Here is a 13,770-nt window from a genome sequence, read left to right on the forward strand (position 1 = left end):
CGATCCCCGCCTCCTCCGCGTTCTGAGCGCCCACAGCGGCCTGCGGACCCAATACCTCCGGGTCGCGTCGATACGGACGGTCCTGGCCACCGCACCGGAAACCGTCGCCGCGCTGGCGGACAACGGCGAGCTGGCGCCCCTCTACGCGATCCAGTACAACTTCCTGTACGGCCAGAGGCTCCACTGGGGGGATCTCGCCGACCCGAAGCTGCGCGCGTTCCTGGAGGGGAGCCCCGCGGCAGCCGCCGCCGTGGCCCGCACCGTCCCCGCGGTGGAGAAGGGCGGGGCACTGTCCCCCGTGTTCACCGAGCTGCCGAAGCGACCGGATCTCCTCCAGGCCCTGTCCGAAGCGTCGGAGGACACGGTGGCGACGGTTCTCGCCACCGAGGGCCGGCTGCGGGCCGTGCTCCGGCGGGGAGCCGGGGACGTGTCCCGGCTCGACGCCCTGCCGCAGGTCACACGTGAGCTGCGGAACGGCAGGAGTTTCGCGACGCAGCAGCAGTTCGAGGCGTTCCTGTCCGGTGAGCCGCTGCTGGAGCGGCTCCGCGCCCACCCCGACGTCGCGGCCGATGTGCTGAGCTCGCCCAAGCTGGCCGTCGTCCTGCCCACCGCACCCGAATTCGTCACCGCTGTCGCGCGCACCCCGAAGGAGTCGCGCCCCGCGCTCACGGGCAACGGCTCCCTGCACGTCCTGCTGATCCGGACCAGGGAGCTCGCCGCAGCCCTCGCGGACCGCGACGACCTGCGGCACCTGTTCCTGTCCGCCTCCCGCACCCGCCTGACCGCCGCCCTGCTCGCCGACCAGAAGGCGGCCCGCGCGCTGATCGACGCGCCGTCGCTGGTGGCCGGCCTGCGGCTGTACCCGACCCTCATCGACGAGATCACCGGGGACAGCGCGCTGTGGCGGGCGCTCCTGCGGCATCCCGGGCTGGCCCCGCTCATGAAGGGCCAGCTGCGACGGTCCCTGAACCAGTACGCCGGAGTGACGAGGCTGCTGGCGGAGACCGGACCCACCCCGGACGCGGACTTCGCGCCGCGCCTGCAGGCGGCACTGCTCCGGCGCGGCGTCATGCCGCTCCTCGGCGGCGACCCGGAGTTCGCGGCGCTCTTCCTGGCCCGGCCCGACTGGCAGCGCAGGGCCGCCGAGGACACGTCCTTCGCCGAGCGGGTGCGGGAGCTGAAGGCCCGGGAGCCGCAGACGTTCGCCGAGCTGATCCACCACGACGACCCGGGCCGGCTGCCGGCGGCGCTCGACGCCCGCAAGCCCGCCGCCCCCGCCCCGGCGGTCCTCCCGGCCGGCCGCGGGAGCGGAGTGTCCTCCGCCGCGGCCCCGGACTCCCCGGCCCGCCGGCAGGACGGCGGGTCCCGGCCCGTACGCCCCGCTGTGGCCGTACGCGCCCAGTCCCCCGAGGTCGCTCTGCTCGCCGACAGCCCGCTCGGCCAGGTACTGGCCCGCACCATGGGCGACACCCCGGAAGTGCTCACGCTCCTGGAGGACAGGCCGGGGCTGGCCGAGGAACTCGCGCTGCGGCCCGAACTCCTGCCCATGTACACGCTGCGGGGCCATCTCCGCCAGAGGGAACAGGCCGGTCCGCAGGACGTCCTGACCTTCGACCGGGCCTTCGCCGGCTTCGCCGACTCCATCGACGCGGATCCGGCGGGTGACTCCCACGACCGGCTGCGGCGCGCGGCCGCCACGGCCTGGAACGCGTACGTGGACGAACTCCACGAGGCTGCCGCCCGCGCGGAACGGGAGCGCGTCCAGCGGTTCACCGAGTTCCGGGCCCACGCGGCCGCCACCTGGCGGCTGAGCGGCCGGGTCCGCTACGGCGCCGGGCTGACGGCCGCCGACTTCACCGACGCGCAGGCGGCCGTCCTCGAACGGCTGGCCCGGCACATGGAGGGCCAGCGGGAACAGGGAGCCCAGGTGGCGGTCAACACCGCCCTGCACGCGCACCTGGACGGCGGCAGCGGCGGAGTGTCCCACTTCTGGGCGCTGGCGGACGACGGCCGGGTGGACCTCGTGGTGTACGCGGTCAGCACCTCCCGCAGCGGCAACCGGTACTGGTGGGGCGGCAGCCGTTACACCGACGGCCCGCAGAGCCTGGCGGTCGTACGGGAGGACCCGCTCCTCGTCGGGTCGAGGCTGAGGGTGACCCGCGGCCAGTCCGGCACCGTGCCGCCCGCGGAGCCCGTGCCCCTGCCCGACCGGGTGCCCGTGCCGGCCGACCGCGGGCCGCGGGTCTGGGCACACGTCGGCGCCTACCACACCGCTCTGAACGCCCTGAAGGGGGCGGCGGGCAAGCCGCAGGCGCTCGCGAAGGCGGCGGCCGACCTCGTCGTGGCCGAGGGCATCCTGGCCGCCAGGGGACTGGACGTGTTCTCCGCCCTGGCCGAGAGCGCGGCGCCCGACGCCCTGGACCGGGCCTCGGCGTCGCTGGCCGCGGCCGCCCCGGGCGCCGCCGCCGCACCGCGTACGGCACGGGCGCAGGGCGCGGTCGTCAAGGCGCTGGAGTTCGCGGGGGAGCAGGCGGCCCGCGCGGTCGCCTCCGTCGTCGCGGGCGGGCGCCGGCAGGGAGCCGCGCTCGGCTCCCTGCTCGGTGAGGTCAACCGTCAGCTCGCCCAGAAGCAGTGGCCCGGACAGGCGGACGAGAACCTGGTGCTCGGGATGCTGCAGATCGTCCCGCAGCGGCGCAACACCCCGGAGAAGAAGCTGATCTCCGACGTGGCGGACGCCATCGCCAACGGCGGAAAGCCCGCGGGGCTGCGCGGCGGCGCGAACCGGCCGGCCGGGCCCGGCGACGGGCCGTCCACGTCCCGGACGGCCGACGCCGGACCGGCGCCCGCTCTCACCCCGTACGTACGCGGCGTGTCCCCGGCGGCCGGCGAACCCGCCCACCTCGCCCTGCCGCGTACGGAGGAGGGGGAACTGTCGCACGAGGCCGTCGCCCGGTTCCTCCGGCAGTACAACCTCGCGGATACGATCCGCGCGGTCCAGAAGAACGCGGGGATCCGGCTGGACGGGGTGGACGACCACACGCTCCGCTCGGTGGCCGGGGAGTACGCGGAGGACTATCCCGAACTGGAGACGTATCTCGAACGGCGTGACACGACCGTCCCGTACGAGGCGAACCCCGGTCCCTTCGAGGAGCAACTGGAGGACGAGCCGGTCACGCGGCTGGTCCACCACACGGGGGAGGACGACGAGCGGGCCTTCCGGCGCCTCGAGGTGTTCGACCTGGCGCTCGGCCTCCACCATGACGCGGGCCACCCGCTGCCTCCCGGCGTCACCGTCTACCTGCCGCGCTATCACCGCCACCTGGTGGTGCGGCGGTCCCCGGATTCCGGCGGAACGGAGCTCGACTTCCAGGCGACGACGGTGGACGGGGTCCTCGAGCAGGACGACATGGGTGTGTTCGTCCCGCCGAACGGTTTCGTCCTCACGCCCCTCTCCTCCCCGTCCCTCGCCATCGGCCACGACGCGGACGCCTCCTACAGCGTCGACGGGATGCTGGAGCACAAGAGCCTCGGTGTCGCCCTGCACGAGATCGCCCACCTGGTGCACTACCAGCACAGCCCGCACCGCTACGCCGACCTCGAGTACTCGGTGTTCCTGCCCGAGGCGGAGGAACTGGCGGCCCACGTCAGCGACTACGCCCGCACCCATCCGTCCGAATTCGTGGCGGAGTACATGGTGGGCGAGGTCCTGGGCGGCCGTACGTACCCCGAGCACGTACGCGGTCCGCTGGCCGCCATGTACGAGGCCTTCGGGGGGCCGCGGCCGCGGTCGCGGCGGGCTCCGCTGTCGGGTCCGGTGCTCAGCCCGCCCGAGATGGCCTCCCTGAGGGAGCGGATCGACGCCCTTCTCACGGAGCGCGGCATCTCCGTGCCCCTGGACGATCGGATCATCCTGTCGCACAGGGCGGCGCTGACCCCCTTCGAGCAGTGGCTCAACCTCACCGCCCAGTCCGCGCTGATCGCCGACCGGATCGCGGCGGACCTGCCGGCGGAGGAGGCGGCGGGGCACGCCGACGGTGTTCCGCGGCGCGCGGAGTCCCAGGAGCCGGACGGTCCCGTCGCGGCCCTCGCCACGACACCGGAGCGGGCGGAGGAGAGCCCCTCCCCGACGCCGGCCGAGGCCACGGTGACGGAGGCGTCGCGGATGGTGTCGGCGTTCCGGGCGTGGTCCGAGGACACGGTGCGGGAGTCCGTCGCGGCGCTTGACCGCAGGCTGCGCGGAGCGGGACTCGGCGCGCGGGCCCTCGTGGCCGATCTGGACCCGCCCGGGGTGAGTGGCCCCCTGTTCCTGGAGGCGGTGCACCTGCGCGGGGACACGGTCTGGTACGACCACACCACGGGCGACCGGGTACGACCGCCCGTCGAGGGCTCCCACCTCTCGCTCGAGGTGGCGGCCGACGGCCGGGTGCTCGCTCCCGGTCACGACGCGGTGCTCCCGGATTCCGCGGCGCCGCGCTTTCCCGGGCTCGCCCTCGGACTGCCCCTGTCGCCCGCAGCCGAGGCCCTGCTGGAGGCGGTCCGCGTGCCCGTGGACGACGGCGGGCGGGCCCCGGCGACCCGCAGGGAGGCGTGGGAGCGGTACGTCGCCGCTCACCACCGGTCACGGCCCATGAGGTACCGGGAGCGCGTCGCGCACGCCACACGCACCTGGGACCGGCCGCTTCCCGAGGCCGTCCAGGACCTGGAACAGCGGCTGACGGACGCGGGCAGCGGCGCCCGCGCGCTGGTACTGGGCGTGGTTCCCGGCAGGGCCCTGTGGGCCTTGAACGCGGCGGGCCGGATCAGCTGGTGGGACCAGGCGGGCACGCCCGTGTCGGCGCCCCGGTCGGCTCAGGGGGAGGTCCGGTCGATCGACCTCGATCCGGACGCCCGGCTGATCGATCCGCCCCCGCGACTGGCGGAGGCGGGCGAGGAGGCCACGCGCTTCTGCGGGATATCGTTCGGCGCCGATCTCCGGCACGTGATGTGACCGAGCCGCCGGCGGGCACCCGCCGGCCGGTCCGGCTCCCGTCCTGGACGTGCCGGCCGTTCGGTACTTCCTCCAGCAGCGCGGCGCTCCTCCTGGACTGTCGCGGCTTCGGCGGCCGCGCGCGAAGGGTGCCGGGACCGGCCGCCGGGAGCCTTCCCACGGGGCGGCCGGCATGTCCGCGCGAGGACCTGTCACAGAAGTCGGGGCCGTCCGGTCCTACGGGAAGCGCCCATGAAGTGCCGCGCACCGGCACGCGAGGAAGGAGACCACCCGAGGTGAACGGGTTCACGCGCGAGACCGCGCCGACGACGCACGCCGCCGGGCACCGGCTCGCTTCCGCCGTACCGGTGCCGACAGGTGTCCTGTCCCGCCCCGCATCCCGCGGCGGGTCCCGGACACCGCCCCTCCACCGCGGTCCGTCACCCACGGACCGCGGTACGGACCGTGCCGCCCCGGCCGCCCGGCCGCGGATCCCCGCGTGCGCCGGTGCCCCGGGGCGCCCACCGGTGGGCCCCGGGCGCCGGACGGCGACCGTCCGGCGCCCGGGACGCGCTCCCGCCGGCTGAGGGTCCCCGGTCCCTTGTCCCCCCACCCGTAACGGACCGGGCACGCCCCGGCCCACCTCAGAGAAGGACGCTTCGTGCCCCAGAACATCAAAGACCGCGACGACCTCATGGAGACGATCGCGTCACTGACCGCGGAGGCCGTGCTGTTGGAGGCGCGGGTTCAGACGCTGTGCGAGGAACTCGCCGTGGTCGCGGCGCGCACCCGTGTCATAACCGAGTCCCTGCACCGTCTCGACGGTCCCGATTCCCACGGGGACTCCGTGCGCGTCGCGGATCCCGCCGACCCCGGAGGGGCCCGCGGGCAGCGCCCTCGGCACGCCGCCCCGAAGACCGGCCGGACTCGGGGGTGTGACGGCTCCGTGACGAGGCGTCGTCGAGCGGTCGGCGAGTGATCCGCCCGCGGGCCGCTGTCGGCGCGGACCTCTCAGCCCCCGCCACCGGCGCTCCACAGCACGGCCCCGGCGGCCGACCTGATGAGCAGACGGCCGGATTCCTGGAGCACCAGCTCCGCTCCCGGGTGCCCGGCGGTCCCGGAGTGCCACACCGTCGTCCCGTCGGCGGCCACCACGACGAGGTTGCCGTCGGACTGGAAGACCGCGCGGTCCGCCAGGGAGGCCGTGTTCGCGGCCCAGCGCACGACACCCGAACCGTCCCGCACGACGAAGTTGCCGTCGGGTTCCATCGACACCGAGGCGGCGCCGGCCCGGACCGGCGCTCCCGCGCGGAAGACATGGGTGCCGACGACCACCGAGCCGGTCCGCACCGGCTGCGTCGTGCGGGGAACGGGCTTCACCGTGCCGCGCGGGGCGTTCCGGGAGGGAGCGTGTGAGGACTTCCCTCCGGCGTGGGCGGAGACGGTGCCGGCGTCCTCGCCGCCCGCCGTCCGGCCGGCGGAGGAACGCGGATCCGGCGACGCGCCTGCCGGCCCCTCGGGGCCGCGCACCTGCGCGCCCGCGAGGGTGACGGGCTCGGCCGTCTCCCCGGGCCCCTCGGCCGCGTCCAGGAAGCCCTCCTCGTCCGGGACCGTGGTGGAGGGCGTGGGCCGGCCCTGTGAGTCGTGTCGGCCGGAGCCGCCCTGGGAGAGGAACGGCATCGCGGTCAGCACCGCGCCCACGGCGGCCGCCGCGACGAACGCGGGCTTCCTGCGGGCGCGCGGCTTGCGCTGACGATGCCGGCCCGTCGGCTCGGAGTGCGCCTCCTCGGGAGGGGTGACGTCGCCCCCGTCCGTGCCCGCACGGGCCGGGGCGGTGTCCGCGTCCGCGGGCGGCGTGCCGGGCGAGGTCGCCTGCTCGGTCTCGTCGGCGAACGCGTCGAGGAGCGTCTGCGGCACACTCTCCCGGGGGGTGTCCCCGAACCCGGGCAGCATCACCGCTCGCCTGATGCTCGCCGTATCGTCGTGGCGCCGGGTTCCGTCCCGACTCATGGATCCTCCTGGGAGAGGCCGTGGACGGCCGGGGGAGGGGCCGGGCGACAGCACCGGACACCGGATGGAGAAAGAACTCCTCGCGAGGATAACACCGTTCCCCACCGGAAGTAACACTTTCGCTCATGATCGACTCAGACATCTTGCAACAATGTGACAGAGTGTTCACCGGGAGGCTCCTTCCCGCACCGGACGGACGACGCGGAACGGCGGGCACGGTCATGGGCCCCGGGAGCAGGGGTCGGCCGTACTCCGCCGTCGCAGGAGTCCGGCAGTCGCCCCGGACGGCGCCGACCGGACCGCCGCGATGTCACCCGTGGTTGTTGTCACAGGGTGCCAACGTTCAGCACATGGTGTCGGTCACCCATTGTGATCACTCGACATCCCGGACAGGGGGCGGGAGCCGAGCGCGCGGGCCGACGCGGTGTTCCGGGCCGCGGCACCGAGAAGCGCAATTCCCCCTAGGAAACGATGAACATGGCCAGAACCGACAGAATTTGTTTCGGATTCCCCTCGCCGCTCATGGATGTCATGGACGGTTCGGGTTCCTCCCCTCTCCGGGCAGCCGATGTGCGGGACTTCGCGGGAGACCTCCGGCAGGTCGCATCCATCTATCTGAAGACGGTCGACGAGCCGCCTCCCGGTCTGACGCCGGAAGAGGCGTTGCGCGCGTTGGCCAGGATCGCGCCGCAGCGGCTGACGGAGCGGGGCATGACGGAAGCCCTCCGTCATCGGCTTCTGCGTGCCGTCCACGACCGGATCCAGCGCGAGGACGCCAGGAGGGAGCTGCCCGCGGCCGATCCGGATTCACCCACGCGGCAGGAAAGCGGTAGGGACCACTTTCTGCTCACCGATGTGCGAAGTGTTCTCGTCAGCACGGCGGGCGCCGAATTCAGCCGGCATGTCACCAATGAGGAACTGGACGCCGCGGTCCAACAGGTCAAACGGACGAGACCGCCCCTGATGAACACCCGGGCCCAAGCCGAGGCGGCGGTCCAGGAACTGCTGAACGGCGGACCGGTGCTTCTCCGGGGCGGCAGCCGGAGTGCTGCCGGCCATCTGTCGGTCCACCAGCACGTCCGCAGATTCGCGAACACGTCGCACGCCGTGCAAGGGGCGGACTATGACTTCATGAGTCCTCCCGTCCAGCAATTCTTTGATACGGGAAACTATATTCTGGCGCAGGGTTATCAAGGCGTCTCGCGGGGAAGGCGCAGCCCCTGGGGCGACCAGCCGGTGTTCCTCGTCCGGGCCATCTGGGACGACGACTTCGGAAAGGTCGTGCTGCTGGAGAACGGCGAGGTGGAGGCAAAGCACGTCCACGAGTTCGCGGAGATCGTGTCGAGCGACCCGGAACTGGTCGGCCTCCAGCGGGATGTCCCGATCGTCATGGTCATCAACTCCCGCACTCCACGGGCTCTCTGGGGCCTTGCTCGATTCACGGCACTCATGAGCAATCGAACCGTATGGTTCACCTCTCAGAAATCCTCATTCGGAGTCGACCCGTACGACACCGACTCTGTAGTGATCCATCTGCCGGACAATGAGTTCGGACGATGGGCCAAGGTGCTCCCGTCCGACATGAGGGAGATGGATTCGAGCAGTTCCCTGAACACTTACTCGGGGCCCGTCATGGATGGGGACATACGGCTCGACGTGATCGTTGACTTCGACAGCAAACGTCCGGTCGGAGCATTCAGCCACAGCCCGGAAGAAACGCTCGACCGGGAGATGGGACTGCAGGACCTCAGTGATGTGGAAACCTATTCCCAGAGGATCGCACGCGACGGCACGTTCGTGGACATTCCGGGAGACGAGCGTCCGGTCCCCTGGTCGCAGGACACGTGGTTCTGGATGTCGCACGGAGTGCCGGGTTACGCCGTACTGCAGAAGAACGGAGAGGCACAGGAACCCCTCTATGTGAACGCCCAGGAATTCGGCGCGTTCATGGCCAGATTCCTGCGGGAGCATCCTCTCTCCCCGGACACCCGCATCGTTCTTGTGGTCTGTTACGGAGCCACCCTGGCCCAGGCCGTCGCCGACGCCACCGGCCGGGTGGTGTACGCGGCGCATACGCAGGTCGGCAATTCCCTTTCGCTGGACCGGCAGGAGTCGGGCCAGGAACAGCTGTGGCTGTCCTTCCTGCCGCGGCCCCCGGAGGAACTTGGTCGTCCCCGTGGCGGCGACGCGGTGCGGGCCTACCCCGTGCACGTCGACAGCCCGAGCGGCGACGACATCAGCAGACGCGCCCTCCGGGAGAGGCTCGCCACCCTCGAGCCGGGGACACCCGGCTACGAAAGAGTGGCGAAGGCGCTCGCCACATGGGAGACGACGAACACGGGGCCGAGCACGGAGGCCGTGACGGACGCGGACCGGGACACGGCCCAGGCGCTGGTGGACGGTCACTACCCCGGCGCCACGATCGAACACGTGTCACCGGCCGTGGTCGACGTGCTCGACCGACTGATGCGGGAGCGGCCCCCCGGTCCACAGGAACGGCCGACCGCGCTCCCCTCTCCCCGGGTACGTCGGGACGCCACGGCTCTGATCGAGGAGTTCGACGCCGGGATCCGACCGGCGCTGCGCGTGTGGGAGGACCCGGTCGCCGACGAATTCGACCGCCTGACCGACGAAGTACTCACGGACTGGGGATCGCGCTCACTGGTCTTCGGCCTGCACGAGGGACCCCTGTGGGTGATCAACATGGAGGGTGCCCTCCGGGTCCTCACCGAGGACGGCCTGCCGGTCTCGCTGCCCAAGACGGTTGACGGTCCGGTCGTCTCGCTCGACATCGGCACGGACGGACGGCTCGTCGGACCGGCCGCGAACCTTCCGGGAGGGGACGCCGATACGCCTCCGGACACGAAGACGGGGTTCTGTGACGTGAACCTGGGCGCCGACCTGTCGCGCGTCCTCGGCCGCTCACCGGCCGACCGGCGGTGACCGTCGCGCCGTCCCTCCCCCGTCACGGAGCCGGGACGGGGGAGGGACGGCGCGGGTGCTCACTCCCCGGCGTACGAGAGGGGAGTCCGGCCGTCGGCGGCAGGCCCCGCCGGGACGCCGGTGTACGCGGACGGGGGTTCGAAGACCGCCGGCGTGTGACACCGTTCCGCTCCCGGTGCCCGCTTGACCAGGTGGTGCTGGAGGACGGACGGGTCGCGGCGGTCCACCCGCCGCTCCACCAGTCCCCGGGCCCGGAGTTCCTCGATGACGGAGAGCGTCTGCGGCGCGTTCAGACCCGTCGCCGCCTGGATCGCCTCCTGCGTGCTGCAGCAGTGGTCGCTCAGATGGGACAGGACCAGGTCCGACGCCTTCTTCGATCTCCGGCGGCCGGGCCGGCGGAGGCAGACGGCCACCGCGGCCGAGACCACGGACACCGAGAGCAGCGCGAGCAAGGTCACTAACAGGGACATGGGTACTCCAGAAACGCCGGGGGAGGAGAGGTACGGGCCTACGCGACACGGCGGACGTCGCCGGACCGCCGACAGCGTGATCCGGCGGATGAAACAGCGCCAATGATCATGATATGTGGCCGCGGCCCCGCGACGGACCGTCCCGCCCGGTCTCCGCCACGGCACCGGCGTCCGCACGCCCGGCCGGCCGGCGGAGGAGTGTCACACCGTCCGTCAGACGGTCTCCAGCCACGCCCGGAGCCGGGCGTACGCCGCGTTCTCCTCGCCGTCCCCCGGTCCGGGACCGGCGCCGGCGTCCGGACCGGGGGACGGCGAGGACACCTGCGCACCGCCGCGGTCGCGCCGGGCCGAAGGCGCGAGCCGGACTCCGTGCCGGGCCGTGACGTGGCGCAGGTGCTTCCGGCCCTCCGCGCCGAGAGGACCGTGGACGTGCACCACGGCCCGTTCCCGCACCTCGGTCTCCAGTTGATCGAACAGGACGTCCAGAGCACGCCACAGGGAGTCGTGCGGCCCGCGATCCACGCCGAGGTCGAGGGCGACCGTGTCGGCGGACACGGCACGCGTGGAGGCGGCCGACGGCGGTATCTCGCCGCGCGGGCCGATCCAGAGCCCCGCCGGAGTCACCGCGGCCGCCCAGTCCCGGTCCAGCGGCAGCGCGTCCGGTTCCGTGCCCCCGCTCAGCGACGCGGCGGGGACGCGCCACTCGGTCACGCGCACCCGCGCGGCGTCCGGGCCGGAGGCGGGCCCGCACACGACCGTCTGCGCGAAGGGACGCCAGGACGGCACGCCCCCCGCGTCGATCGTGCGCAGTTCCGTGGTGGCGTCACCGGCCGAGGCCCCGTCACGCAGGGCACCGTTCACCATCACCGGCAGGCCCAGGCCCACCCGTACGGGGGCCCTGAGGAGCCGCGCCACCTGGTGACCGGTACGCACCACGGACCGCACGTCCAGCGACAGCAGCCGCGTCGCCTCGCGAACGGATTCCGGCAGGGCGGCCATGACCACCGCCGGCACCGCCGCGGGCACGGCCGGCGACGCGACGATCAACTGCGGCCCGGCACGGTCCGGAGGGACGGTGTGCGGCAGGGTGCGCGCGACGTCGGAGACGGGGCCCGACGGCCGGACCACGAGCCCGGCGGGCACGGGCTCGACGACGTGTCCGGCCACCTCCTGTCCCGCCATCCCCTTCAGGCCGGCCTCCCACCCGGAGACCGGCAGACGGCTGCTCACCGGCCGGGGCACCGCGCCCGGGGCGAAGTGCCACCAGCCGCCGGGCTCGCCGGGCAGATCGGGGGAGAAGAGGGAGCCGTCCGGGGCGACCAGCGCGGCTCCGCTCGCGGCCAGGACGTCGAATCCCCAGCGCTCCGCGATCAGCCGGGCCGCCGAGGGACGGATCCCGCGGTCCTCCGCTCCGGTGGACATCACCAGCAGCAGCAGACGCACATGGGCGTCCCTGTCCGCCTCGAGGACCGGGGCCAGCAGGTCGCACAGGTCCCCGTGGTCCGTCCCGTGCAGCGGTGTGCCGACCAGGAGGACGGCTTCGCCGGGACGGACGGGACCGAGCCGGCCCGCCAGGTCGGTGAGCCATCGGCCGGGTGCGCCGTCCGCGTGCACCAGGTGCATCCGTTCGCCCGCGTCCGAAACCGTCAGGGGCGCGGCGGTGCTCCGGGGAGCCCGTTCGGGACGACAGGCCGCACTCCGCAGGATCATGGTCCCTTCTCCCGAGGACTGCGGTCGTACGGTCCTCGTCTTGGGCTGTGTCGTCATGGGCACCGGCAGTGCGAGCGGCGGGGCCCCGTACCGAAACCGGAACCGGCGTGCCGTTCCCTCCCGGTGCGGACGGAGGAAACGGCACGGTGTGCGGTTCGGCTCACCTGGAGACGCCGACGCTCCACAGGACGGTGCCGCCGGACGACCGGATCAGGACCCGGCCACTGGTCTGCACCGCCAGGGAGGCGCCGGGATGGCCGGCCGTGCCCGAGGACCAGACGGCGCGGCCGTCGGCGGCCACCACGACGAGGTTGCCGTCGGCCTGGAACACGGCGTGATGGCCGAGGCCGGCCGTGTTCGCCGCCCAGCGCACGACGCCGGTGTCGTCCCTGACCACCAGGTTGCCGTCGGCCTCCATCGACAGGCCGGTGCCGCCGCTGGTGACCGGCTGCCCGGGGCTCAGGACGTAGGTGGCCGCGATGACGCGCTCCACGGGACGCCCGACGGCCTCCTTCTCCTCCGTCCTCCTGCTCACGGGGGTCACGGCGGGCGCGACGGTCCTGGCCGTCCTGTTCGCCGGCGCCTGCCGCTCGGCGGTCTGCGCCGGGGCCTCCTTCCGCACCGGCTGCTCGGACTGGGCCGCCTGCTTCGTGTGCACGGTGCCGGACGTGCCGGACGACTTCGCCCCGAGGGTGGACGCCACCGTCCTCCGCTGCGTCCGGCCGGCGCCGTCGTCCGCCGTCGTCCCGTGCGGCGCCTTGTCCCCGGCGATCGCGCCCCCGGAGGCCAGGCCCCCGGAGACCGCCGACACATACCGGTGGGCGGGGTCCTTCCGGCCCGGGTCCTTCCCGTCCGTGCCCGGCTTCTTTCCGTCCGTGCCCGGGTCCTTCTCGTCCGTGCCCGGCTTCTTCTCGTCCGTACTCGGCTTCGCGTGCTCGCGCGCACCCTCGGAACCCGCGCTCCTCTCGGTGCCACGCGTCCCGGCGGCCGGGTCGCGGTCCGGCTCCGACGGGCCGGGCAGCGGTACGGCCGGCACGCCCCGGGAATCGCCCGCGTCGTCGAGCGGCAGCGAACTGGACTGGCCGTCCGGCTCCTTGGCCCCGCCCTCCGCGGCGAACGTGGCGACCGGATTGGCGCCCTGCCCCTCGTAGTTGACCGTGCCGCCGCGCTGCGGAATGAACGGCACCGCCGCGAGGACGGCACCGGCGACGGCCGCCGCCACCAGTACCGGCTTGTGGACGGCCCGGGACTGCGGAGCGGTCCCGGCGGCGGCCTCCCGCCCGGCGGTCGCGGTCCTCCTCCCGGCGCCCTCGGCGTCCGGGACGAAGGCCGTCAGGGCGCTCGGCTCCGCCGCGCCGGTGTCCGGCGTACGGGACGGGCGGGAGGCGCGCCGGGCACCCAGCCAGGCACGGGCCTGGCCGGATGCCTGGGATGTCCGGGATGCCTGGGAAGCGGCCGCGGGCGGCTGCGCGGACGACGCCGTGCCCGAGGACGAAGTGACCGGAGGGGAAGTGACGTCGGACCGGACCGGAGTCCGCTCCGGCTGCTCACCGCCCGGCCCCGGAAGGGTGACGGCGCGCCTGATGCGTGCCGGTGCCGCCGCCGCGCCCGGCCGGGAGGCCTGTGCGGGCTGGCTCTGTGGGCTCATCATGCTCCTCGAGGAATCGGGTT

General features: G+C 73.5%; 7 protein-coding genes (1 of these 7 running past the window's edge). 3 read left to right on the forward strand and 4 right to left on the reverse strand.

Translation table 11 applies throughout. From position 1 onward, the window contains the following. Both ACH5AO_RS23520 and ACH5AO_RS23525 read left to right on the forward strand, forming a co-directional pair. Positions 1–4,987, forward strand: the 3' end of a protein-coding gene (locus tag ACH5AO_RS23520) for a hypothetical protein (protein ID WP_398927869.1). 22,244 nt of this gene lie to the left of the window's left edge; 4,987 of the gene's 27,231 nt are visible here — the last part of the coding sequence; its start codon lies beyond the left edge, outside the window; its stop codon occupies positions 4,985–4,987. A 640-nt stretch (positions 4,988–5,627) separates the two neighbouring features. Continuing rightward, positions 5,628–5,945 (forward strand): hypothetical protein, encoded by a 318-nt coding sequence (locus ACH5AO_RS23525; RefSeq protein ID WP_398927676.1) that lies wholly within the window; start codon positions 5,628–5,630, stop codon positions 5,943–5,945. Positions 5,946–5,977: 32 nt separating this feature from the next. Here the strand turns inward: ACH5AO_RS23525 and ACH5AO_RS23530 are convergent, their stop codons facing one another. After that, positions 5,978–6,976 carry a hypothetical protein gene (locus ACH5AO_RS23530; RefSeq protein WP_398927678.1) on the reverse strand — a complete coding sequence of 333 codons (999 nt, stop codon included), beginning with the start codon at positions 6,974–6,976 and terminating at the stop codon, positions 5,978–5,980. Between the two features lie 477 nt (positions 6,977–7,453). Here ACH5AO_RS23530 and ACH5AO_RS23535 point away from each other — a divergent pair, with 477 nt between their 5' ends. After that, positions 7,454–9,919, forward strand: coding sequence for a hypothetical protein (locus tag ACH5AO_RS23535; protein ID WP_398927680.1), 2,466 nt, complete (start codon positions 7,454–7,456; stop codon positions 9,917–9,919). A gap of 59 nt (positions 9,920–9,978) precedes the next feature. Here the strand turns inward: ACH5AO_RS23535 and ACH5AO_RS23540 are convergent, their stop codons facing one another. From ACH5AO_RS23540 to ACH5AO_RS23550, 3 genes are all read right to left on the reverse strand, one after another. Next, positions 9,979–10,389 (reverse strand): MarR family transcriptional regulator, encoded by a 411-nt coding sequence (locus tag ACH5AO_RS23540; protein ID WP_398927682.1) that lies wholly within the window; start codon positions 10,387–10,389, stop codon positions 9,979–9,981. A 213-nt stretch (positions 10,390–10,602) separates the two neighbouring features. Next, positions 10,603–12,099 (reverse strand): hypothetical protein, encoded by a 1,497-nt coding sequence (locus ACH5AO_RS23545; protein ID WP_398927684.1) that lies wholly within the window; start codon positions 12,097–12,099, stop codon positions 10,603–10,605. Positions 12,100–12,259: 160 nt separating this feature from the next. Next, the gene (locus ACH5AO_RS23550; RefSeq protein ID WP_398927686.1) at positions 12,260–13,747 is read right to left on the reverse strand and encodes a hypothetical protein; all 1,488 of its coding nucleotides are present in this window, start codon (positions 13,745–13,747) and stop codon (positions 12,260–12,262) included. Between the last annotated feature and the right edge of the window lie 23 nt (positions 13,748–13,770).

It is taken from the genome of Streptomyces sp. NPDC018964, from assembly GCF_044390325.1.
Classification (GTDB): Bacteria; Actinomycetota; Actinomycetes; order Streptomycetales; family Streptomycetaceae; genus Streptomyces.

Excerpts from the sequence above, each read along its gene's own strand:
- ACH5AO_RS23530 (WP_398927678.1), bottom strand. The coding sequence starts at position 6,976 with ATGAGTCGGGACGGAACCCGGCGCCACGACGATACGGCGAGCATCAGG.
- ACH5AO_RS23535 (WP_398927680.1), top strand. The coding sequence starts at position 7,454 with ATGGCCAGAACCGACAGAATTTGTTTCGGATTCCCCTCGCCGCTCATG.
- ACH5AO_RS23540 (WP_398927682.1), bottom strand. The coding sequence starts at position 10,389 with ATGTCCCTGTTAGTGACCTTGCTCGCGCTGCTCTCGGTGTCCGTGGTC.
- ACH5AO_RS23545 (WP_398927684.1), bottom strand. The coding sequence starts at position 12,099 with ATGATCCTGCGGAGTGCGGCCTGTCGTCCCGAACGGGCTCCCCGGAGC.
- ACH5AO_RS23550 (WP_398927686.1), bottom strand. The coding sequence starts at position 13,747 with ATGAGCCCACAGAGCCAGCCCGCACAGGCCTCCCGGCCGGGCGCGGCG.